The sequence below is a fragment of the Sphingomonas sp. genome (assembly GCF_041661885.1).
GTDB lineage: Bacteria > Pseudomonadota > Alphaproteobacteria > Sphingomonadales > Sphingomonadaceae > Sphingomonas.
In genome coordinates this window covers 265,287-286,641 of the sequence record NZ_JBAZTL010000001.1, presented here as the reverse complement: position 1 = coordinate 286,641, position 21,355 = coordinate 265,287, and the positions used below count along the sequence as shown (strand labels likewise).

22 protein-coding genes are annotated in these 21,355 nt (G+C 64.5%); 6 read left to right on the top strand and 16 right to left on the bottom strand.

Going from position 1 to position 21,355, the window contains the following annotated elements; genetic code table 11:
* Positions 1–142 precede the first annotated feature (142 nt).
* Positions 143–991 (bottom strand): ABC transporter permease, encoded by an 849-nt coding sequence (locus tag WC704_RS01410; protein WP_372888207.1) that lies wholly within the window; start codon positions 989–991, stop codon positions 143–145.
* Between the two features lie 77 nt (positions 992–1,068).
* Between WC704_RS01410 and WC704_RS01405 the strand changes: the two genes are divergently transcribed.
* From WC704_RS01405 to WC704_RS01395, 3 genes are all read left to right on the top strand, one after another.
* Positions 1,069–1,779 (top strand): GcrA family cell cycle regulator, encoded by a 711-nt coding sequence (locus WC704_RS01405; RefSeq protein ID WP_372888206.1) that lies wholly within the window; start codon positions 1,069–1,071, stop codon positions 1,777–1,779.
* A 136-nt stretch (positions 1,780–1,915) separates the two neighbouring features.
* The gene (parE, locus tag WC704_RS01400; RefSeq protein WP_372888705.1) at positions 1,916–3,895 is read left to right on the top strand and encodes a DNA topoisomerase IV subunit B; all 1,980 of its coding nucleotides are present in this window, start codon (positions 1,916–1,918) and stop codon (positions 3,893–3,895) included.
* A 33-nt stretch (positions 3,896–3,928) separates the two neighbouring features.
* A complete protein-coding gene (locus WC704_RS01395) occupies positions 3,929–5,128 on the top strand; it encodes a hypothetical protein (protein ID WP_372888205.1) in 1,200 nt (399 codons plus the stop codon).
* A gap of 8 nt (positions 5,129–5,136) precedes the next feature.
* Here WC704_RS01395 and WC704_RS01390 read toward each other — a convergent pair whose 3' ends face one another.
* The 5 genes from WC704_RS01390 to WC704_RS01370 are packed head-to-tail and all read right to left on the bottom strand — an operon-like array spanning position 5,137 to position 8,353.
* Positions 5,137–5,403 (bottom strand): hypothetical protein, encoded by a 267-nt coding sequence (locus WC704_RS01390; RefSeq protein ID WP_372888204.1) that lies wholly within the window; start codon positions 5,401–5,403, stop codon positions 5,137–5,139.
* A complete protein-coding gene (locus WC704_RS01385) occupies positions 5,400–5,936 on the bottom strand; it encodes a GNAT family N-acetyltransferase (protein WP_372888203.1) in 537 nt (178 codons plus the stop codon). Before WC704_RS01385 ends, WC704_RS01390 begins: the two co-directional genes overlap by 4 nt.
* The gene (locus WC704_RS01380) at positions 5,933–6,739 is read right to left on the bottom strand and encodes a LysR family transcriptional regulator (protein ID WP_372888202.1); all 807 of its coding nucleotides are present in this window, start codon (positions 6,737–6,739) and stop codon (positions 5,933–5,935) included. The genes WC704_RS01385 and WC704_RS01380 overlap by 4 nt, the downstream gene beginning before the upstream one ends.
* Positions 6,736–7,134, bottom strand: coding sequence for a Co2+/Mg2+ efflux protein ApaG (gene apaG, locus WC704_RS01375; RefSeq protein WP_372888201.1), 399 nt, complete (start codon positions 7,132–7,134; stop codon positions 6,736–6,738). The genes WC704_RS01380 and apaG overlap by 4 nt, the downstream gene beginning before the upstream one ends.
* 13 nt (positions 7,135–7,147) lie before the next feature.
* Positions 7,148–8,353 carry a PLP-dependent aspartate aminotransferase family protein gene (locus WC704_RS01370; protein WP_372888200.1) on the bottom strand — a complete coding sequence of 402 codons (1,206 nt, stop codon included), beginning with the start codon at positions 8,351–8,353 and terminating at the stop codon, positions 7,148–7,150.
* Between the two features lie 118 nt (positions 8,354–8,471).
* Here WC704_RS01370 and WC704_RS01365 point away from each other — a divergent pair, with 118 nt between their 5' ends.
* Entirely contained in the window at positions 8,472–9,767 is a 1,296-nt protein-coding gene (locus WC704_RS01365) for a phospholipid carrier-dependent glycosyltransferase (protein WP_372888199.1), read from the top strand.
* 142 nt (positions 9,768–9,909) lie between these two features.
* On the opposite strand, the gene WC704_RS01360 is transcribed toward WC704_RS01365, so the two are convergent.
* The 8 genes from WC704_RS01360 to WC704_RS01325 all read right to left on the bottom strand — a co-directional run bounded on the left by WC704_RS01360 (position 9,910) and on the right by WC704_RS01325 (position 18,113).
* Positions 9,910–11,010 (bottom strand): glycosyltransferase family 2 protein, encoded by a 1,101-nt coding sequence (locus tag WC704_RS01360; protein ID WP_372888198.1) that lies wholly within the window; start codon positions 11,008–11,010, stop codon positions 9,910–9,912.
* A complete protein-coding gene (gene leuB / locus WC704_RS01355) occupies positions 11,007–12,059 on the bottom strand; it encodes a 3-isopropylmalate dehydrogenase (RefSeq protein ID WP_372888197.1) in 1,053 nt (350 codons plus the stop codon). Before leuB ends, WC704_RS01360 begins: the two co-directional genes overlap by 4 nt.
* Positions 12,060–12,106: 47 nt before the next feature.
* Positions 12,107–12,733, bottom strand: coding sequence for a DNA repair protein RecO (recO, locus tag WC704_RS01350; RefSeq protein ID WP_372888196.1), 627 nt, complete (start codon positions 12,731–12,733; stop codon positions 12,107–12,109).
* A gap of 149 nt (positions 12,734–12,882) precedes the next feature.
* Positions 12,883–13,461: a hypothetical protein gene (locus tag WC704_RS01345; protein WP_372888195.1), complete on the bottom strand. Its 579-nt coding sequence runs from the start codon at positions 13,459–13,461 to the stop codon at positions 12,883–12,885.
* 102 nt (positions 13,462–13,563) lie between these two features.
* Positions 13,564–14,478, bottom strand: coding sequence for a GNAT family N-acetyltransferase (locus tag WC704_RS01340; RefSeq protein WP_372888194.1), 915 nt, complete (start codon positions 14,476–14,478; stop codon positions 13,564–13,566).
* Positions 14,475–15,431, bottom strand: coding sequence for a polysaccharide deacetylase (locus tag WC704_RS01335; protein WP_372888193.1), 957 nt, complete (start codon positions 15,429–15,431; stop codon positions 14,475–14,477). The genes WC704_RS01340 and WC704_RS01335 overlap by 4 nt, the downstream gene beginning before the upstream one ends.
* 70 nt (positions 15,432–15,501) lie before the next feature.
* Positions 15,502–16,905, bottom strand: a complete 1,404-nt coding sequence (locus WC704_RS01330) for an NAD(P)H-dependent flavin oxidoreductase (protein WP_372888192.1) — start codon at positions 16,903–16,905, stop codon at positions 15,502–15,504.
* 68 nt (positions 16,906–16,973) lie between these two features.
* A complete protein-coding gene (locus WC704_RS01325) occupies positions 16,974–18,113 on the bottom strand; it encodes a glycosyltransferase family 4 protein (protein WP_372888191.1) in 1,140 nt (379 codons plus the stop codon).
* Positions 18,114–18,341: 228 nt separating this feature from the next.
* On the opposite strand from WC704_RS01325, the gene WC704_RS01320 reads away from it, so the two are divergent.
* Both WC704_RS01320 and WC704_RS01315 read left to right on the top strand, forming a co-directional pair.
* On the top strand, positions 18,342–18,521 hold the full coding sequence (locus WC704_RS01320) for a DUF465 domain-containing protein (protein WP_372888190.1): 180 nt from the start codon (positions 18,342–18,344) through the stop codon (positions 18,519–18,521).
* Between the two features lie 82 nt (positions 18,522–18,603).
* Positions 18,604–19,242, top strand: a complete 639-nt coding sequence (locus WC704_RS01315) for a Bax inhibitor-1/YccA family protein (RefSeq protein WP_372888704.1) — start codon at positions 18,604–18,606, stop codon at positions 19,240–19,242.
* A 38-nt stretch (positions 19,243–19,280) separates the two neighbouring features.
* On the opposite strand, the gene WC704_RS01310 is transcribed toward WC704_RS01315, so the two are convergent.
* Both WC704_RS01310 and WC704_RS01305 read right to left on the bottom strand, forming a co-directional pair.
* Positions 19,281–20,396 carry a glycosidase gene (locus tag WC704_RS01310; protein WP_372888189.1) on the bottom strand — a complete coding sequence of 372 codons (1,116 nt, stop codon included), beginning with the start codon at positions 20,394–20,396 and terminating at the stop codon, positions 19,281–19,283.
* A gap of 58 nt (positions 20,397–20,454) precedes the next feature.
* Complete coding sequence (locus WC704_RS01305; protein ID WP_372888188.1) at positions 20,455–21,330, bottom strand: alpha/beta fold hydrolase; 876 nt, start codon at positions 21,328–21,330, stop codon at positions 20,455–20,457.
* Between the last annotated feature and the right edge of the window lie 25 nt (positions 21,331–21,355).

Genomic DNA, 21,355 nt, shown 5'->3' with positions numbered 1-21,355 from the left:
ACGGTCGCCCGAAACGCGTTTTACGGTGCCGAACGCGCGAGCGCAACACCGCGCGAATCGCGCGGCGCCCGCCTTCTATTGCGGGCCGATCGCGGTAATTTTCAGGCGGCTCGCGAAGCGCGCTGCGCGTACCCGCGGTGCATCAATTCTTGATCTTCCAGCCCGAGCGCAGCAGCGCGTAGCACGCCACCGCCAGCACCACGTCGATCCCTAGTACCACGATGCTGCCGATCAGGATCGGCGAATCGGCGGTGCCAAGGAAGCCGTAGCGGAAGCCCGAGATGATGTAGAAAAACGGGTTGGCATGGCTAACCGCGCGAAAAGCAGGCGCCAGCTTGTCCACCGAATAGAAGGTGCCCGACAGCAAACCGAGCGGGGTCACGATGAAATTGGACACTGCGGCTGCATTGTCGAACTTGTCGGCCCAGATCGAGGTCAGCACGCCGAGCAGCGCGAGAAACATCGTGCCGAGCAGCCCGAACCAGGCAACCGCCCAGAAATGCACGGGAATCAGGTGGATGCCGTAGAGCAGCATCGCCAGCCACACCCCCACCCCGACCAGCAGACCGCGCGTCATCGCGCCCGCCACCAGCCCGGTCAGCAATTCCAGCGTCGACAGCGGCGGCTGCAGATAATCGACGATCGTGCCCTGAATCTTGCCGACCATCAGCGAAAAGCTCGCATTGGCGAAGGCTGGGCCCATCATGCCCTGGCTAATGATAAGTCCCGGCGCGATAAAATCACCGAAGGGAATGTCGATTCCGCCAACCGCGACTGGCCGCTTTGCGCCCGTCGCGACCGTGAAAACCACCAGAAACAGCAAGGTCTGGATCGCGGGTGCCCAGATCGTCTGAAGCTGCACCTTGAAGAAACGGCGCACCTCCTTGATATAGAGCGTTCGAAGGCCGCCCCAATTGACGTTCCGGAAGACCGGAACGCCCGGAGCGTTCATCATTGTGGAAATTTCGCCGATTGGGGGCTGGCTGCTCATGGTGCTGTCGCTAAAGACTGCCGCCGCCGCCCGCAACCCGTTATGGAAACGGTCGGCATGACAATTGGGAAGATTGAATGAGCTGGACCGACGAACGCATCGATACGCTGCGCAAGATGTGGGAAGCGGGGCAGACCGCAAGCCAGATCGCCGAGGAACTGGGCGGTGTCAGCCGCAATGCCGTGATCGGCAAGGCGCATCGCCTGGGGCTGCAGTCGCGCCCGTCGCCGGTAAAGCCCAACGAACCCGCCGCTGCTTCCGCACCAAAAGCCGCCGCGCCCAAGCCGACGCCGCCTGCGCCACGTCCGCCGGTTGAGCGAGTCGCGCCGCCGGTCGTGGCTGCGCCAGTTGCCAAGCCCGAGCCGGAAGTCGTTGAAGCCATCGAACTCGATGCCGAAGCGGACGCAGACGACGAAATCGAGGCACCTGCTGCGGTCGCCCGCCCAGCCCCGCCGATCCTGCGCTCGGTCGGCCCCGGCGGCTTCCTGCGTCAGGCCCCTGGCGAACAACAAGCGCCGATCACGCCCGCCCCGCCGCGCCGCCTCGTCCCCGCCAAGCCCTCGCCCGAAATGGCGGGCAAGACCACGCTACTCGATCTCAGCGACAAGATCTGCAAATGGCCGATCGGCCACCCGGGCGAGCCTGACTTCCATTTCTGCGGCGAGAAGGTGAACCCCGGTTTCCCCTATTGCGTCGGCCATTGCGGCCACGCTTATCAGGCGCAGCTTCCGCGTCGCGATCGTCGCCCGGCCCCGCCGCTCCCCTTCGGCGGCCCGCGCGCCCGCTGATCTGCGCGACAGCTTAAAGGAAAGGGGGTCGCCGACACACCGTTGGCGGCCCCTTTTGTTTGAGCGCTTCGATCACCGCGTCGCAGTTCGGCGATGGTGCTTGGCAGTTTCCCCGCCCGCGCCGTATAGCCGCCTCATGCCAGAAGACCTGTTCGCCGCCACACCCAAGCCGATGACCGATTACGATGCCTCGTCGATCGAGGTGCTGGAGGGGCTGGAGCCCGTCCGGCGGCGTCCGGGCATGTATATCGGCGGCACTGACGAGCGCGCCTATCACCATCTCGCCGCCGAAGTGCTCGACAATGCGATGGACGAAGCGGTCGCGGGCCATGCGACGCGCATCGAGATCGAGTTGCACCCCGGCAACCGGCTGGTCATCATCGACAATGGCCGCGGCATCCCGGTCGATCCGCATCCGAAATTTCCGGGCAAATCGGCGCTGGAAGTGATCCTCTCGACGCTGCACTCGGGCGGCAAGTTCGACGGCAAGGCCTATGCGACGTCAGGCGGGTTGCACGGCGTTGGCGTCAGCGTGGTCAACGCTTTGTCCTCCGACACGATCGTCGAGGTCGCGCGCAACCGCGAACTGTATCGCCAGCGTTTCGCGCGCGGCGAAACGCTCGGGCCGCTGGAACATGTCGGCGCCGCCCCCAACCGGCGCGGCACCTCGGTCAGCTTCGTGCCCGATGCCGAGATTTTCGGGGCGGACATGCACTTCAAGCCCGCGCGCCTCTACAAACTCGCGCGTTCCAAGGCGTATCTGTTCGCGGGCGTCGAAATCCGCTGGAAATGCGCGCCCGGCATCATCACCGACGACACGCCGCCCGAGGCGGTGTTCCAATTCCCCGGCGGCCTCGCCGACCATCTGCGCGAGCAGATTGCGGCGCGTGAATGCGCCACCACCGATTTCTTCGTGACGCGCCAGGATTTCCCCGGCGAAGCGGGCCGCGTCGAATGCGCTGTCGCCTGGCCGCTGTGGAGCGACGGATCGTATAGCTGGTATTGCAACACCATCCCCACCCCCGATGGCGGCACGCATGAAGCGGGGCTGCGCGCGGCGCTAGTGAAGGGCATCCGCGCCTTTGGCGATCTGGTCGGCCAGAAAAAGGCCAAGGACATTTCGCCCGAGGATATCATGACCGGCAGCGAGCTGATGCTCTCGGTCTTCATCCGCGACCCGCAATTCCAGAGCCAGACCAAGGACCGCCTAACCAGCCCCGAGGCCGCCACACTGGTCGAACGCGCGGTGCGCGACCATTTCGACCATTTCCTCAGCGACAATATGGAGCGCGGCAAGGCGCTGCTCGCTTATGTCATCGAGCGGATGGACGAACGCCTCGCGCGCAAGGCCGAGCGCGAGGTGAAGCGCAAAACCGCGACCAGCGCGCGCAAGCTGCGCTTGCCCGGCAAGCTGACCGATTGTTCGTCCAACGGCCCCGAGGGCACCGAGATTTTCATCGTCGAGGGCGATTCGGCCGGTGGCTCGGCCAAGCAAGCGCGCGACCGCAAGACGCAGGCGATCCTGCCGATTCGCGGCAAGATCCTCAACGTCGCCTCGGCCACCTCGGCCAAGATCCACGCCAACCAGGAAATTGCCGATCTGATCCAGGCGCTCGGCTGCGGCACGCGCAAGGACTGCGTGGCGGACAACCTGCGCTACGAACGCGTCGTCATCATGACCGACGCAGACGTCGATGGCGCGCATATCGCCACGCTGTTGATGACCTTCTTCTTCCAGGAAATGCCCGAGATCGTGCGTGCGGGCCACGTTTATCTGGCGCAACCGCCGCTCTACCGCCTGACCGCCGGCACCAAGAGCCTGTACGCGATGGACGACGCCCACCGCGCACATCTGGAGGCGACCGAGTTCAAGGGCAAGAAGGTCGAAATCGGGCGCTTCAAGGGTCTCGGCGAGATGAACCCGATGCAGCTCCGCGAAACGACGATGGACCCCAAGTCTCGCGCGATGCTGCGCATCACTTTGCCGCAGGAATATGAAGAACGCGCGGTGGTGAAGGACCTAGTCGACCGTCTGATGGGCACCAATCCCGCGCACCGCTTCGCCTTTATTCAGGAAAATGCCGCGCGGATGGACGAAGACGCGATTGATGCGTAAGCTTAGGCAATAGTTTCGCGCCGGAGTTTTTTCATGCCCCGTCTAAATTCGCTGTGCCTGCTCCTTGCCACGATAGGCGCGCCAGCTCTGGCGCAAACAAAGGCCCCACAAACGACAAACACAGGCCCCGACATTGTCGTGACCGGCGTATCCCTGAACGACGCGAAGGCTGCGCTAAAAGCATGTCTGGATCAACATTGCCCGCCCGATAAGGATATCGCGGCGACATTGGCCGTTGCAGAAACCCAATTCGTCGCGGGCGATTATAAATCGGCACGTGGGACGATGCTCTCTTCGATTGGACGCAACCGTCGCTTCGCCAAGCAATATCCGGTCCCTGTGTCGGACCTGTTGCGCGCCAATTCCCGGGTTGCTGCGCATCTTGGCGAGGAGACCGCTTATCGCAGCGGCGCAATTCAGGTCGTCACGGCGCTCAAGGCGGGATTGCCCCCGTCTGACCCGCGCGTGCTGAGCGCCCAACTTGAACAGGGCGATAGCTATGCCAAGACCGGGGATATTCTCGAAGCCGTCGACCTATATCAAGAGGTCGCGAGCCACGCGCGCGCGCTCAAACAGCCGCGCAACGAAGGTTTTGCACTGCTTCGCATCGCACGCCTGTATGCCGCCCTGTCTTATGGCAAGTCGAGCCAATATTATCCCGAAGCGCTCGCCGCCGCCAATCGACTGATAGCGCGGCGTGAGCCGGATCTTGCCCCGTTTGCGCAGGCGGCAAAATTACTGAAGGCGAACATCGCGATCCGCCATGGCGACGCCGGTGCGGTTGACCACCTTATCGAAGAATACCGCGCTTCAGGCGCAGGTGCCAATGTCCCGGTTGCGCTCTACGCGCCCAAGATCGAACTGCGCCAACTTTCCGGGCGTGAGGGCGCTAGCGGCACCACACTTAACCAACTGGCACTTGATGAATTCGACAATCAATGGGTGGACGTTAGTTTCCTGGTCAATGCCGATGGCAAGGTCAGCGACGCCGAGGTGCTACGTAAGAGTAACAAACTGTCGGGCGATTGGGTGAAGCCGATTCTTACCGCTGTCGCTGCACGCCGTTATGCGCCACTTGCACCCGACAGTCCGGGCTTTTTTCGAGTCGAGCGTTATTCCTTCACTTCAGCCTGGACCACGGTAACCGGTTCGCGGCTGCGCGTACGCTCCCCTATCCCGAAAATCGAAATGGTTGATCTGTCGCGCGATGCGACCACTTCCCCTGCCGGCTGATCCACTCGTCAGCGTCGCATCCGCGCCTGATGGTATTTCATCCGAACCACCACCCCCGCCAGCACATGCAGCGCCGCCATGCCGATCAGGAACAGCGGCAGGATCATCGGCACTTGCGGCCAGTACCGCGCCCGCAGGCCTGCGAGCACCGCGCCGGCAATCGCCAGCGCGACGCCCATCCAGCGGATCGGTCGCGTAACCATGCGCAATTCCTTTTGATAGGCGGCGCGCTCGGCGGGATCGTTGAGGTTGGGGGGTGGCAAAGCGGGGGTCATCGCGCATTCCATTCGCTGGCGAGCAAGCCCCAGAGGAAGGTGTCGCGCACGCCGAGATGCGTTTCCCACTCCTCGCGCAGCCGCCCTTCGAGCGTGAAGCCAAGCGCTTTCAGCAGACCGTTTGAAGCCGCATTTTCGGGGTCGGTGTCGGCAATGACGCGGCGTTGCCCTTCGACGCGCAAGACCTGATCGAGCACAGCGCTCACCGCTTCGCGTGCGATGCCACGGCCCCAATTTGGGCGCGCGACCATATAGCCGATCTCGGAAACGCCGGGCCGTTTCTCGCGCAGCGTGACGAAGCCGATGGCAGTGTCATCGCCCGCGAGCGTGATCGCCCAACCACGAAAAACGCGTTGAACGTCTGCCGATTTGGTGAGTTTGGCGCGAGTCTCCTCGATCGACTGATGCGGCCCACTCGACCAATAGGTCATCAAATCGACATCGGCGAAAATCGGAAACAGCGCCCCGGCATCGTCCGGCGTCCGCTCGCGCAGCCGCAACCGTGCCGTTTCCAGTGTCGGAATCGGCCTCATGCCGTCAACGCATCGACCAGCGCCTTGACCTTTTTCTGCCGCCACTGTGGCAATGGCGCGACCAGCCAATAGCCCAAGCGATATGGCCGCGCCGCGCCCACCGCGACCACGCGCCCGGTCGCGAGGTCGCTCGCCGCGAGCAGTTCGGGGATCGTCGCCCGCCCAAGGCCCTGCGCAGCGGCATCGAGCGCCAATCCGGCATCGGCGACGCGGACCAGTGACTCCGCCAAATCATCGACACAACCGGGCCAGGAAATCCGCGTGTCGGCCCCACCGCCGGGCCGCTCGACCGTAATCATGCCCGCCGAGGCAATCGGTTCGCCCTCATGCTCGCCCGGACCATCGCCCCAGCGAATCGCGAGATCGAGATTGGCCTCGGTGAAATCGATCGCGCCGCTGGTGCCGAAGCTATCGGACGAGATCAGCACGAAGCGCATCTCACCATCGCTCCGTGCGATGTCGGCCAGGCGCGGCATCAGCCATTTTTGGGTAAAGTCGCGCGGCGCGGCGATGGTCAGCGATTTGCTGGTCTGCCCGGCCTGCATCGCGCGCACGGCTTCCTCGAATTGCAGGAAGCCCTGGCGCAGCGCGGCGAGCCCGCCTTCGCCCTCGGGCGTCAGCTCAAGGCCCTTGGTGGTGCGGCGGAACAGCACCACGCCCAGCGTATCCTCGAGCGCGCGAATCTGCTGGCCGACGGCAGCCGGCGTCACCGCCAGCTCGTCGGCGGCGCGGGTGAAGCTCAGGTGCCGCGCGGCGGCATCGAGCACGCGCATACCGTTGAGCGGAAGGTGCGTGCGCTTCATGCCCCCACCGCCGGCGCGATCAGCGCGAATTTGGGGATTTCCACGTCAAAGCCAGAGCCATCCTCGCCCATCATGTGATAGCTGCCGAGCATCGATCCGGTCGAGGTTGAGAGCGGGCAGCCCGACACGTAATCGAAGCTTTCGCCAGGGCCGATCAACGGCTGCTCGCCAATTACGCCCTCGCCCTCGACCGAATGGCGCGCGCCACGACCATCGGTGATGATCCAATGACGTGTCAGCAACTGCACCGCTTGCGGGCCGGCATTTTCCAGCCGGATATGATAGGCCCAAAACCACCGCCCACGCTCGGGCTCGGACTGTTCGGGCAGGAAGCTGACCGCGACGCGCACGATCACCCCGCGCGTCTCCGCGACGTAGGGGAACAGCGCCTTCACGACTGCCGCCCCGTCATAATCCCACCGCCGTCAGCGCGCGATCAAGATCCTCGATCACGTCGTCGGCGTCTTCCAGACCGACGTTGAGCCGCAACAGCCCCTCGGTCACGCCCATTTCCAGCCGCTTGTCTTCGGCGACGCCGGAATGGGTCGTGGAGGACGGGTGCGTCATCAACGAGCGCGAATCGCCGATGTTGTTGGAAATGTCGACCAATTGCAGCGCATCGAGCAAGCCGTGCGCCTGCGTGCGCCCTTCGACCTCGAACGCGAAGATCGGCCCGCACGCGTCCATCTGGCGCATCGCGAGATTGTGCTGCGGGTGGCTCGGCAAGCCCGGATGCAGGATGCGCGGCACGCGCGGCTCCAGGAAGCGACCGACCTTTAGCGCATTTTCCGATTGGCGGCGAATGCGCAAGTCGAGCGTCTCCAGCCCCTTCAACACCACCCAGGCGTTGAACGCGCTGAGCGTCGGCCCGGTGTTGCGCGTGAAGGGCAGCAGCGTGTTGGTGATGAAATCCTCGGTGCCGCACACTGCGCCTGCCAGCACGCGCCCCTGCCCGTCCATCATCTTGGTCGCGCTATAAGCGGTGACGTCGGCACCGAACTCCATTGGTCGCTGCAGCGCGGGCGTGGCGAAGGCATTGTCGACCACGCTGGTGATCCCGCGCGCGCGGGCGATGCCACAAATCGCGCTCAAATCGGCAATGTCCATCGTCGGATTGGCGGGGGTTTCGAAGAAGAACACCTTGGTGTTGGCCTTGGCCGCATCCTCGAACGCCTGCGGGTCGCGCGCATCGACCACCGTCGTCTCGATGCCGAATTTGGGCAGCAGCGTATCGACCAGCCAGCGGCACGATCCGAACGCCGCGCGCCCCGCCACGACATGGTCGCCGGTCTGGAGCTGGCACAGCAACACTGCGGTCATCGCCGCCATCCCCGTCGCCATCGTGCGGCACGCCTCTGCCCCTTCGAGCAAGGCGATGCGCGCTTCGAGCATCTCGACCGTCGGGTTTTGCAGCCGCGAATAGGTCATGCCGACTTGATCGCCAGCAAAGCGCGCCGCCGCATCGGCCGCGCAATCATAGGCATAGCCCGAGGTGAGGAACAATGCCTCGGACGTTTCCCCCCATTCGCTGCGCGCGGTGCCGCCACGCACGGCTTGCGTTGCGGGGCGCCACTGGCGCGTGATGCTCTGGTCCTGGCCGGTGCGACGCTTCATGGGCGCTGCTTTGCCGGGCGCGGGGGGCGCGCGTCAATGGGGCGATGCGTTTGCGCACCCGCCACGCACCAAATGCCGTGCCTTGAAAGCGCCGAACGGAAGACGGATAGAGACGCGCGTGAGCCCCGACCGATCCAATCCCTATCGTACCGCCGCGTTGCTGGCGGTGTTGTCGCAAGCGTTGTTCTGCTTTCGCCTGACCGTGCCGACCAAGCTGATGTTCGACGAGGTGCATTACGTGCCCGCCGCGCGCCAACTGATCGCGCTGAGCGGGCCAGTGAATATCGAACACCCGCTGCTCGCCAAGGAGATCATCGCGAGCGGTATTTTGCTGTTCGGCGATAACAGTCTCGGCTGGCGCTTCTTCTCGACGCTGGCGGGCACGGCGACGGTGCTGGGCGTGTTCGCGATCGTATGGCTGATGCTGGGGCGGGTGCGCCCGGCGCTGTTCGGCGCGCTGTTCGCCCTGTTCAACGGCACCGTGTTCATCCAGGCGCGGATCGCGATGCTCGATGGCTATATGGCCGCGTTCACGGTGCTCGGCATCGCCGCCTTGCTGTGGGCGATGCGCGCCGAGTCGAGCGGGACGGCATGGTCGCGCTGGGTGCTGGGAAGCGTGCTGCTGGGCCTTGCCGTCGCCGCGAAATGGATTGCCGCGCCGTTCGTCGCTTATGCCGCGATGGCCTTTATCGCAGTGCGGCTGAACGATGCGCGGCGTGAGGGGCGCTCGGTCTATGCTGCACTCAATGCCCGCCCGATCGGGGGCGTCCATCGACACTGGCCGGGCATGGCGGCAATCCCGGCGATCCTGGTGCTGGGGACGGTCAGCATCGCCACCTATTTCGCGACCTTTGCCCCGGCCTTTTTCTACACGGTGCAGCCGATGACTCTGGCCAAGCTGCTGCCGTTTCAAATGCAGATGTATGGCCAGCAAACACAAATCCTGCCGCACCACCCCTATCAATCGGCCTGGTGGACGTGGCCGGTGATGGTGCGGCCGATCTGGTATCTGTACGAGCGCATCGACGGTGCGCAACGCGGGGTGCTGCTGGTCGGCAATCCGGCGGTGCTGTGGGGCGGGCTGATCGCGGTCGCGGCGTGCCTGTACGGCTGGTGGCGGACACGCGCGCCTGCACTGCTGGCGGCGACGGGGCTGTGGCTGGGCAGTTATATAATCTGGGCGATCATCCCGAAATCGCTTGGCTTTTTTTATTATTACTATCTGCCGAGCATCTTCCTGTGCGTCGCGCTGGCGGTATCGCTCGATCAATTCGCGCGCGGCACGCGCTGGGATGCGCGCTTCCTGCTGCTGGTCGTCGCGCTGTTCGCGCTCTTCTATCCGGTGTTGTCGGCCATGCCGTTATGGGGCCCCAACGCCTTCCATTTCTGGACGTGGTTTCCGAGCTGGGTTTAGACCCCGTTCGCCCTGAGCCTGTCGAAGGGCCCCCTCGGCAAGGGCACCGCTCGCTTTGGAGGCGGGGCCTCGACACGCTCAGCCCGAACGGAATTTGGATGATCGCGTTTAAGCGAAGGTGGGCTTGTGAACGAAAACGACTCTAATACCGCCCCCACACGAAGCGCGACGACAGCGCATAGTTCCACACCGCCGCCACCACGATTCCCGCGAGCGCCGGGGCCGCCCACGCCCCGTGCTGCACGCTGAACAGGAACGCCGCGACCCCGACATTGGCCGCCGCGCCAACCGCGCAGACGAGGCAGAACGACACCCAGCCATCGAACAATTGCCGCGCGCCCTTCAGTCGCCGCTCGCGATAGGTCAGCGCATTGTTGAGGAAGAAATTGAAGGTCATCGCCACGCCGGTCGCCGCGATCGTCGCGGCCAGAAAGTTCAACCCCTCCTCGCGGAACAGCGCCCATAGCACCGTCAGGTGGACGAGCGCCCCCAACGCCCCAATCCCTGAAAACATCACGAACCGCACCGGCACGATCCGCCCGAACAGCCGGTCGTACAAAGCGATCAGAAACTCCATCGCCACGACATGGTCGAGCTTGCTCTCCCCCTCGCTGCGCAGGCGGAAAGTGTATGGCAGCTCGAGGAATTTCAGCGGTCGCGGGCTCGCGGTCATGACGTCGAGCAGGATCTTGAAGCCGATCGCCGACAGGCCCGGCACCAGCGCGCGCGCCACAGCGGTGCGGATCATGAAGAAGCCGCTCATCGGATCGCTGAGATCGGCCTTCAGCACATAGCGAGACAGCCGCGTCGCCAGCGCCGATTTGGCCACACGATCCTGATCCCAATCGCCCGTACCGCCCCCCGCGACGAAGCGCGAGCCGATCACCACGTCGAGCGCGCTATCCGCCTGCAGGGCATCGAGCATCCGCGGCAGCAGCGTCTCGTCATGCTGCAAATCGCCATCGATCACCGCCACCGCCGGTGCCGCAGTCGCGCACATCCCCTCGATGCACGCCGAGGACAGGCCCCGCCGCCCGATCCGCTGGATCACCCGCACGCGCGTATCGCGCAGGGCAAGATCGCGCGCTGCCTGCGCGGTGCCATCGGGGCTGTCGTCATCGACGAAGATCGCTTCCCAGCGTCGCCCGACCAGCGCCGCATCGAGCTTGGCGATCAACACTGGAACATTGCGCAGTTCGTTGAAGGTCGGGATGACCACCGCGAGTTCCAGCGCCTCGCTCATTTGAGCGCAGCCAGTACCGCATCGCCCATCGCCGCTGTCGAATGCGTCCCGCCAAGGTCGGGCGTGCGCGCGCCACCGGCAATCGCCGCGACCACCGCCGCCTCGATCCGCTGCGCCGAGGCTTCATCCGCCAGCGAGTGCCGCAGCAGCATCGCCGCCGACAGGATCGCCGCACACGGATTGGCCTTGCCCTGCCCGGCAATGTCGGGCGCGGAACCGTGGATCGGCTCGTACAGCCCGCACGTCCCCTGCCACTCATTGAGCGAGGCCGAGGGCAACATCCCGATCGACCCGACGCACATGCTCGCCTGGTCGGACAGGATATCGCCGAACAGATTGCCGGTCACGATCACGTCGAACGCGCCGGGGTTGCGCACCAACTGCATCGCGGCGTTATCGACATACATGTGCGTCAACTTCACGTCGGGATAATCAAGCGCGATCTCGTTCACCACTTCGCGCCACAATTGCGAGGTTTCCAGCACATTGGCCTTGTCGACCGAGGTGAGGATGCGCTTGCGGCGCTGCGCCATTTCGAACCCGACGCGCGCGATGCGGGCGACTTCGACCTCGTCATAGCGCATCAGGTCATGGCCCTCGCGCAGGCCAGTATGCGTGATGCCGCGACCCTTGTCGCCGAAATAGACGTCGCCGGTCAGTTCGCGCACGATCACCAGATCGATCGCACGTGCCACTTCCGGCCGGAGTGCAGAGGCATCCTCCAGCCCCGGAAACATCTTGGCCGGGCGCAAATTGGCGAACAGGCCGAGCGCCTTGCGCAGCCCCAGGATGGCCTGTTCGGGCCGAAGCGCGCGCTCCAGCCCGTCCATCTCGGGATCGCCGACCGCGCCGAACAGGATCGCATCGGCGCGCTTGGCCAGCGCGAGCGTTTCGGGCGGCAGCGGGTGGCTGGTCTGGCGATACGCCGCACCACCGATTGGCGCGCTCTCGAATTCATGGCCAAGGTCGAGCGCTTCGAGCACGCGGCGCGCCTCATGCGTGACTTCGGGGCCAATGCCGTCTCCGGCGAGAAGTGCGATCAGTGCCACAGGCGTGCTCCCTTATGCTGCGCAGGCCAATGCCGAGGCGAAGCGCCTCACGCAACCGCCCTTTTCAACCGATCGACCAGCCGCGCCCGCGCATCGAGCGTCGCCGCCCTCCGATCCACCAGGATTTGCCGCTCCAGCGCGTCGCCGGTAAGCGCGAGCGCGGCGAGAATGTCCTCCCAATCGGGCGCGACGCCGGTGGTGAGTGCGCGCGGCAGCGTGTCGCGCTCCAGCCCATAGCCAAGCTCCGCCAGCAGCAGCAGTTCATAGCGTGCCAGCGCCAGCGCCCATCCCCGCGCGGCGGGCGCGGATTCGACCGCCATGATGGTCCCGTCGAGCGCCGCATACAGCCGCGGATAGGGCTGCGCCTCGGGCAAGGCGGCGGCGGTCAGCGTCGTCACCCAATCGAGCGCGGCGGCGGGCAGCGGCTCGGCATAAAGCTGCGCGCGGCTGGTGACGAGTTCCACGCTCAGGCTGGCAAGCTGGTCATCGGTGCGCGCGCGCCATTCGCCGATCACACGATTGGCCGGCTGCAGGATCGGCCGAATACGACTGGACCGCCCGCCGCGCACATAGCCCGCCTGCAAGCCATGCTCGGCGGTGAGCGCGCGCACGATCGCGCCGTGCTCGCCATGATGGCGGATGGCGAGGATCAGGGCTTCGACACGCAGATGCATGGCGGCGGTGTAGCGCGGGGGCGAGTTTTCGCCAGCCTTGGCGTGACAATGGGGGATTTGACTTAGATTGGGTCGAAACGGTCAGGCAGGTTTCAGCGGAGGCCACTTGCTCCATAAGAAAGGTGAAGCTGCCGTTCACTCCCGCCACGCTATTTGCGGTCTGGAACTGTCACCCTGTGCAGGGGCATCGAGCAGGCGTAGGCAACCTTGTACGGCTGCTCCCAGCAACGCTCGAGTCCTTCGAAGACATTCAGGTTGAGGGGCCATTTAAGTGGTATTGGTTGTCCGTTCGGACCTTGCATGGTCAAATTTCCAGAACGAGGCAGAGCAATAAGCTTAGCCTTAGCCGCGTCGAAAGCCTGCCGATCCCTTTCGAGAAAAGCGATCGTGCCGTCCACATACAAGTTCCAGCCCAAGCCATGATCTTGTTGAACGGTCTTGTAGGATTGCTGGAACAGCGCGATGGCCGCCGCGGTCTGACCAATGTCAGCACGGAGCTGCCCTTCATGCCAAAACAAAATGCTTTCCGTCGCCTTATGCGCCATGCGCCAATCCCGGATGAGATTGGCAGCCTCGACTTCACAGCCATCTAGCTCCAGCTTACGCCACCCGCCGGTAATGTCCTGATCGAAGGCGTTCTGATCGAGCGCCATCAGCGCCGACCGATCGTATTGACAACCCTGAGCAGCAGCGGCCGCTTGTGCGAGTATAGCGAGTAGCAGTGTCATTGCCGTTAAGCATTTCACATCGCTTAGCTTGAAACAAGCCATTCCTTGTGCACGATATCGTCGTGCTGATTGGGAAAGGGCTCACCGAGAGCAACCCAATCCCTACCGCCGCACCCGCTTCGCCAGCGCCTCCAGCCCCAGCCGCGCGACCGCTCGCTTGCCCCACGCCGCGCTGCGGTCGAACACATCGAGCGCCAGCATCGTCGCGCGATTGGCGAGCGAGGGGCGCAGCAATAACAGGTCGAGACAGGCGACCCCATGCGTAGCGAAGCTGCGCTTGTGCTGGCCGTCGCCCTCGGTGAAATCGAAATGCGTGAGGCCCGGCTCGGCATAAAGGTCGCGCATCGCCTCCAGCATCAACACCCCGCCCGGCGACAGATCGTTGAACGCCGGATCGTGCCCGACATGGTCATAGCGCACTGTGCCCGCCACGACCGGGCAATAGAGATAGGCGGCAGGCTCCCCGGCGATATAGAGCAGCCACGCGCGCACCGAATCCGCCGCTGCCAGCGCATCAAGGCTTTGCAGAAACGCCGCATCGTCGGGCAGACCGCCGCCCAGCAACCGCTCCTGATAGGTGCGCCGCGAAATGCCGCGCGCAATGTCGTGAAAGTGCCGCATCTCGTCGGGCGTGCGGAACCGCCGCACGTCGAGCAGCCCGCCCGACACCTCCATCACGCGCCGCGTCTTGCGCTTGAGGCCCGAGCGCGTGTTGCCCGACAGCGCGGCCTGATACGCGTCGAACCCGATACCGAGATCGGCATAATGCCGCGTATAGCGTTGCCGTACCTGCGCGATCATCCCTGGTGCCGCCGCCAGCATCGCGTCGCGCTGCACGACAGGCAAGGAAGTGACGAGATAGCCGTGCGCCCGGGCGGAAAGCGGCGGCAATACCGGCAACCGCCCGTCCAGCACCTGCGCCAGCGACAGCGGCACGCGCACCAACTGCCGCTCCACCGCGGCCAGCGTCCGCGCGCCAATTTGGAACCGCAAGGGCAGCGGTTCCGCCTGGTTCACGCGGCCCGTTCCGCGACCATGTTCGACCATAATTGCTCGGCCTGACGCCAGCGCGTGCGCAGCGGATCGGGCCCGAGCGGAACGTCATATTGCCCGAGCCGCAGCGCCGGACGATCGGCAAAATGCATCGTCGGCAGTTCAGCCGCGCGCGCGCCCAGCAACGCGCACAGCGCCTCGAACCGGCGGACATGCACCGCATTGGGCCGCGTCCCCGCACGGTTGGCGAGTTCGAAGCCGTGGCTGACGATCGTCACCGCCGCATGGCGCTGGTCGCGCGCATGGTCGAGTGCTGCGCGCATTTCGCCCGCCGACAGCGCGCAGATCTGGAAATTGCGTAAAGCGCCCACTCTCTCCTCGATCAGCGTCACCGGCACCTCGATCATCCCGCGATGCAAAAGCGGCGCGATTTGTGCGGCGGGCAAATCGATCGCGCTCGGCCAGGGATGCTCGCCGCCATTGTGGCTGGCATCGTAGACGAACCCAAGCTCGGCGAGCGCGCAAAGCGTATCCGCATTGGCGCTATACGATCCCGCGCGAAACGCGATCGGGTGCGGCGCGCCGGTCGCGACGAGCAACTCGGTTGCCCCGCGAATCAGGTCGCGTTGTTCGGCAAGGCTATATTCGGCCAGTTCGAATCGCGCGGCCTGCGCGCCCTTGTCGCCCGCCACCGCCGTGGTCCAGTTCGGATGAAGGTGAAGCTGCACCTCTTGCCCGGCAGCGAGGATCGTCTCGACGATCGCCCGGACGGGCGCGAGACCAAAGGTGAGCGCCGGCATCGGATCAACGAAGAAGCACGCCTTCAGCCCGTGCCGCGCGAGCACTTCAAGCTGATACGACACCCCAACGCCCGCCGGTTCCAGCGATCGCGCGAAAATTTCGGCACCGACCAGGCCATCGATGTGATGGCGCCACATCAATTCCGTATCGACGGTCAAGAAAACGGGAGAGGTCATCCCATCGGCACCTAATGCGACGGGATGAAGATTTTACCAACCCAAAACACATTACGGCCACGCTAGGACATCAGTCCCCGGTCAAAATACGATCGACCAATTGCTTTACCGTTGGCACGAAACCATTGGAATAAAACGGATCGCGCTTGAACTGATACGCACCGTGCCCGGCGAACATCAGATTTTGTTCGACATCGCCGCCATGCGCGATGTTCTGCAGCGTCTTCTGGATGCAGAAGCTGCGCGGATCGGCCAAACGACCGGTCGAATTGGTTTCGGTGTCCGACCAGGAGGAAAAGGCGCACTGGCTGAGGCAGCCCATGCAATCCGCCTGATCCTTGCGAATCACCCCCTTGTCCTCGGGCGTGACGAAGACGAGCGTGTTGTCGGGCGTCTTCAGCGCATCGGTGAACCCCTCGCCGAACCATTGCCGCGCGCGCAGCAGGTCGTTGCGCGTTACCCAGAAGTTCTTGCCCTTCACCCCCACATCGAGCTGGAAGACATGGTCGCCGGCACTTTGCGTCGAAAAGGCGATCTGCCGTTCGGAACGCGCCTGCAAATGCCGCAGGAACGGGTTGAGCACCGCGCTCGAATAAAAACCGGTCGGGGAGAAGCGATGCAGCAGCACCTCGCCCTCGTCGATATTGGTGAGGCGTGCCTTCCACGCATCGGGAATCGGGCTTTCCTGCGTCAACAACGGACGCGTGCCGAACTGAAAGGCGATCGTGCCAAGCTCGGGATTGTCGATCCAGTCGGACCAGTCGCGTAAGTACCACACGCCGCCTGCCATCACGATCGGCACGCTATCGGCAATGCCGCCCTCGCGCATCGTCTCGCGCAGCGCCTTCACGCGCGGATACGGGTCCTGCGGGACGAGCGGGTCTTCGGCATTGGACAGGCCGTTATGGCCGCCCGCCAGCCACGGATCCTCATACACCACCGCCGACAGCCATTCCGCCGCCTTCGAATAGGCGCGCTTCCACAGCGCGCGAAAGGCGCGGCCCGAGCTGACGATCGGCAGATAGCTGACTTCGTAGGATGCCGCGATCTCGCTCAATTTATACGGCATCCCCGCGCCGCAGGTGACGCCCGAAACGAGCCCGCGCGTACGCTCCAGCACACCGTGCAGGATGCGCTGCGCCCCGCCCATTTCCCACAGCACGTTGATGTTGATCGCGCCCTTGCCACCGGCAATGTCGAACGCGCGGCGCACTTGCTGCACCGCCCCCTCGATCGCATAGTCGATCAGTTCCTCATGCCGCTCGCGGCGGGTGAGCGCCTTGTAGATTTGCGGGATGATCTTGCCGTCAGGATCGTAACTGTCGGCATTGACGGCAGAAACCGTGCCGATGCCGCCCGCCGCCGCCCAGGCGCCTGCGCTCGCGTGATTGGTCGCGGCGACGCCCTTGCCACCCTCGACCAGGGGCCAGACCTCGCGACCGCCATAGACGATGGGCTTCAAACCTTTGAACAACGTGACGGCCTCCGACTTAAACTTACGTTCGATATACGCTTTGGATGCACTGACGGGCAAATCGTCAATTAGACGAAGGCTTCCGGCAGCCCGATCACCCCTCCATATAGCGCGGCGTAGCGCGCGATCATGGTGGCTTCGTCATACTCGGCGACTGCCTTGCGCCGGTTGAGTTCCCCCAGCCACCGCCGCCCTTCCGGGTCGGATTTGGCGAGCGCTTCCAATGCATCGCGGATCAACACTTCATGCCCGCGCTTTTCGATGAAGCTGCTGTTTTCGGGCACGACCATCCGCAGCACGTCGCCGACCGGGGTCGAAACGATCGGCAGCCCCGCCGCCATCCCCTCGATTACGCAGATCGGGAATTGTTCGGATTTGGACGACAACGCCAGAATATCGAACAGCCCGATATATTCGTGCGGGCGCGGCAGGAAGCCGGGCAGCACCAATTGGTCGAGCATTCCCATCCGCTCGGCGGTGTCGAGAATCGCCTGCCGCTCGGGGCCCTCCCCCACGATCACCAGCCGCACGCGCGACGACATGCCGCCGACCGCGCGGACCAGCATCGGCAGGTCCTTCACCGCGCGCAGCCCGGCAAGCGTGCCGATCACGATTTCGCCCGGCTTGCGCTTGAAGCCGGGGATCGCATCGGGCTTGGGCTTTTGCGCATACAGCGCAGTGTCGATGCCATTGGCGATCCGGTGGACGCGCGCGCGTGGCTGCTTCCACGTTTTCAGCGCAATGTCTTCCAGCGTCTCGGAGGGCACCACCAACGCCGCCGCCTTGGTCAGCGCGAAGCGGCGATAGAGGTTGCGCGTCGGCTTCAACCCATCGGCTTCGTCGGCGTTGAAGCCGTCCTCATGATGCACCAGCGGCGGCACCCCGGCGGACGACACGCGCCGCGCCATCGCCCCGTCGATCGCGCCCCAATTATAGGTGAGCACCAGATCAAAGCGGCGCATATAGGCCGCGATCGCTTCATAGCGCTTGACCGAGGGGCCACCGGTCAGCGGCGGCGGGTTTTGCGCGATTTCGTAATCGATTCCCTGCGCAATTGCATCGCGCGCGCCATAGTGGCCGTCCATGCTCGACACGATCGTGTGCCGCGCGCGGTCGCCAAAGGCGTTCATCAAACGCACCGCGCGCGCCTCCTTCCCGCCCAGCGAAAAAGTGGAGTGCAGATGCAGGATGTTGACCGGACGCGCCATTGGCCGGGGGCGTTAGCGGCAAATAACGCCCGCGTCATCTCCCCCCTCTTGAAAGCGCCCGTAACGATACATATTGTTGGTTTGCGGACCGGGCCCCTCTGGCGAGGGCTGAACAAGCCCTCGTGATGTCGGACCGCATCGAGCTCGCTCGGTGCAGGACGGCCCATAACACCGTCCCCGCCCCGAAACAGCCCGATCGATTTCACCATCGAAGAAGAGGCTGCTGCCATGACCAAAATGATCGACCGCCTGACCGCCCTCCACCGCGCGATTGACGCCGCTGTGGCGCGCGAACGCGCGCGTCTGGCCCCCGATCCCCTGCATATCGCCGCGCTGAAAAAGCGCCGTCTCGCGATCAAGGACCATCTTCACCGCGCGCTGACCCGGCGCACCACCGCTACCGCATAAAGGAACCGTACCCGTGCAACCCAATGCCTATCGCACCATCCCCAACACCGTCGCCGCGCGCGATGAGGGGCTTCGCCGCTACATGCTCGGCATTTATCGCAACATGGGGATCGGCCTGGCGCTGACCGGGCTGGTCGCGATGGGGGTCGCCTCGACGCCCGCGCTGGTCGCGTTGATCTTCGGCACGCCGCTCAAATGGGTGGCGATGTTCGCGCCGCTCGCCTTCGTGATGTTCTTCTCGTTCCGCATCGACCGGATGACGACATCGGGCGCGCGCACCGCCTTCTTCGCCTTCGCCGCGGTGATGGGCGTGTCGATGGCGAGCATCTTCCTGGTGTTCACCGGCACCAGCATCGCACAAGCGTTCTTCACCGCCGCCGCACTGTTCGCGGGCATGAGCCTGTGGGGCTACACCACCGGGCGGGACCTGACGCGGATGTCGACCTTCCTGATGGTCGGCCTGATCGGCGTGATCGGCGCGAGCCTGGTCAATCTGTTCATCGGTTCGTCGGCGTTGCAGACGATCGTGTCGGTCGCCGGTGTCGTCGTCTTCACCGGTCTCACCGCCTGGGATACGCAGCGCCTGAAGAGCGAGTATTTCGCGTATGCCGGCACGCAAGCTGCCGAAAAGCTCGCGATCATGGGCGCGCTGTCGCTCTACCTGAACGTCATCAACCTGTTCCAATTGCTGCTGGGCCTGTTGGGCCAACGCGAGGAATAAGCCCTTCCCCCTCCCGCTACCACGCGGGAGGGGTTCGTTCAGGCAAAGGCCGATTTCGGGATATGCGTGATCCGACACGCGAGATCGGCCTCACCACTCGCCACGACATAATGGTCGCCTGCATCGACGATGCCCGTGGTGAACACGACATTGTCGAGATACATCAAATCCTTGATCGGATCGGTCAACGCCGGATTGGCCTCGATCAGCGGATCATGGCTGGTGCGCAGGACGATGCTCGGGTCGTCGCGGTCCAGGATCGACCAATAGGTCCGGTAAATCCCGACCACGCCCGACGGCTCGACACCATGCCACAAAGTAAGCCAGCCCTCGGGCGTCGCAATCGGCGGGGCACCGCCGCCCATCCGCGCGGTCGCCATCGTCGCGGCGTGGGGGCGGATGCCGGGCTTGTCATACGGCTTCCAATGCAGCGCGTCGGGTGAACTGGCGAGGTTGATCGATGGCCCCGCGCGCCATTCGCTGCCCGGCGGATACGCGAAATACAGGTCACCCAAGGGCCGCGTCTGCGCCCAGTATTTGTCGCCGATCAGCCCTTCGAAAATCAACATGTCCTTGTTCTGGTGATCGAGCACGATCCCCTCCAGCGTCCAGTCGAGCGCATCGGCGGAGGTGTAAAGCGTGGTCGAATGCCGCTCCGGGCTGACCGAACAGGTCGTCATCAAATAACGATCGCCAACCTTGCTGATCCGCGCATCCTCGACGCCGTAACACTGATAGGACGCGCGCGGCGTGACCGCCTTGTCGTAATGCACCGCCTCGACACGCGTGCCGTCGGCATTCAGCTCGACCGGCAGCAGCCACGAAAGCGAGGTGAGCGCCATCACCCGCCATCCGCCGCCGCGCATCATGAACTTGCGCGGATCGGAGGTATCGACAAAATCGAGCGGCCAGGCATCGAGGCAATAGCCGCCGTCGAACCAGCGCAAGGCGTTGATATGCTGCTCGGCCATCGGCGTCCGCAACGCCTCCGCCACCCGCACCATCAGCAGCAAATTGCCATTCGCCAGCCGCGTCATGCCGGGGTTGAAGGCACCGAGCACATACGTCTCGGCATCAATTTTGCCGGCCAGCGGCGATCGCGCCAAATCGACATCGGCGGGGCCAAAGATCAGTGCATCCTGCGAAAAGGTCATTCCGAATCCTGCATTGGCGGCGGTGCGGGCGGCATCGTCGACGTGCGGGAGAGACGCCTCACGCCGACGCCGGTTCCGCCGCGATGTGGCCCAGCAGGCGATCGATCCCGCCAAGCGCCGGGGGCTCGCCGAGCGTCGGGGCATGGCCGACATCGGGCAGCGTCACCAATTCCGCCTGTGGGAGCGCCGCCTTCATACGATCAGCCACCGCGGCAGAGAGCACATCGGACTTCGCCCCGCGCACGATCAACGTCGGCACATCCTTCAGGCGATCCAGCGCGCGCCACATATCGGGGCCCGCCTCATTGCCGGGCACGCGGAACGGTTCGGCGATCTTCATGTCATAATCGAGCACGATCCGCCCGGCGCTGTTGAGCCGGTAGAGCCGCTTGGCCATCGCCAGCCAGTCTTCCAGGCCAAACGCCGGATAGACATCGCCATTCGCCTCGGCCACCGCGCGCGCCGCATGAATCCAGGTCGGCCAGGTGCTGGACTTGCCGACATAGCTGCGGATGCGCGACAACCCCTCGGGCATGATTTCGGGGCCGACATCGTTGAGCAGCACCGCTGCCAACCTCTCGCGTGCCGTCCCGGCAAGCAGCATCGTCACGATCCCGCCAAGCGACGTGCCGAAGGCGATATAGCGCCCCACCCCCAATTCGGTGAGAAGCGCCTCAATATCCTGCACATAGGTGAGCGGGACATAGCTCATCGGGTCCTTGGCATAGCCGCTCTCGCCGCGCCCGCGCAGGTCAATCGCGATTACGCGCCACTGCGGCGACAGCCGCCGCGCGAGGTCATCATAATCGCGGGCGTTGCGCGTCAGGCCGGGCAGGCACAGGATCGGCGGACGGTCAGCGGCGCCAGGATAATCGCGATAGTGCAACCGCACCCCGTCATTCGACCACCAATATCGATTTTCATAAGGCGACATGGTCAGATCCCGGGTTGCGTCCTGC

Bases quoted from the DNA above. Each gene is read 5' to 3' on its own strand.
- WC704_RS01370 (WP_372888200.1), bottom strand. From the start codon at position 8,353: ATGAAGCGTCGCACCGGCCAGGACCAGAGCATCACGCGCCAGTGGCGC.
- WC704_RS01405 (WP_372888206.1), top strand. From the start codon at position 1,069: ATGAGCTGGACCGACGAACGCATCGATACGCTGCGCAAGATGTGGGAA.
- WC704_RS01410 (WP_372888207.1), bottom strand. From the start codon at position 991: ATGAGCAGCCAGCCCCCAATCGGCGAAATTTCCACAATGATGAACGCT.
- WC704_RS01305 (WP_372888188.1), bottom strand. From the start codon at position 21,330: ATGTCGCCTTATGAAAATCGATATTGGTGGTCGAATGACGGGGTGCGG.
- WC704_RS01395 (WP_372888205.1), top strand. From the start codon at position 3,929: ATGCCCCGTCTAAATTCGCTGTGCCTGCTCCTTGCCACGATAGGCGCG.
- parE (WP_372888705.1), top strand. From the start codon at position 1,916: ATGCCAGAAGACCTGTTCGCCGCCACACCCAAGCCGATGACCGATTAC.
- recO (WP_372888196.1), bottom strand. From the start codon at position 12,733: ATGCATCTGCGTGTCGAAGCCCTGATCCTCGCCATCCGCCATCATGGC.
- WC704_RS01310 (WP_372888189.1), bottom strand. From the start codon at position 20,396: ATGACCTTTTCGCAGGATGCACTGATCTTTGGCCCCGCCGATGTCGAT.
- WC704_RS01315 (WP_372888704.1), top strand. From the start codon at position 18,604: ATGCTCGGCATTTATCGCAACATGGGGATCGGCCTGGCGCTGACCGGG.
- WC704_RS01320 (WP_372888190.1), top strand. From the start codon at position 18,342: ATGACCAAAATGATCGACCGCCTGACCGCCCTCCACCGCGCGATTGAC.
- WC704_RS01390 (WP_372888204.1), bottom strand. From the start codon at position 5,403: ATGACCCCCGCTTTGCCACCCCCCAACCTCAACGATCCCGCCGAGCGC.
- WC704_RS01325 (WP_372888191.1), bottom strand. From the start codon at position 18,113: ATGGCGCGTCCGGTCAACATCCTGCATCTGCACTCCACTTTTTCGCTG.
- WC704_RS01335 (WP_372888193.1), bottom strand. From the start codon at position 15,431: ATGACCTCTCCCGTTTTCTTGACCGTCGATACGGAATTGATGTGGCGC.
- WC704_RS01345 (WP_372888195.1), bottom strand. From the start codon at position 13,461: ATGACACTGCTACTCGCTATACTCGCACAAGCGGCCGCTGCTGCTCAG.
- WC704_RS01380 (WP_372888202.1), bottom strand. From the start codon at position 6,739: ATGAAGCGCACGCACCTTCCGCTCAACGGTATGCGCGTGCTCGATGCC.
- WC704_RS01360 (WP_372888198.1), bottom strand. From the start codon at position 11,010: ATGAGCGAGGCGCTGGAACTCGCGGTGGTCATCCCGACCTTCAACGAA.
- WC704_RS01385 (WP_372888203.1), bottom strand. From the start codon at position 5,936: ATGAGGCCGATTCCGACACTGGAAACGGCACGGTTGCGGCTGCGCGAG.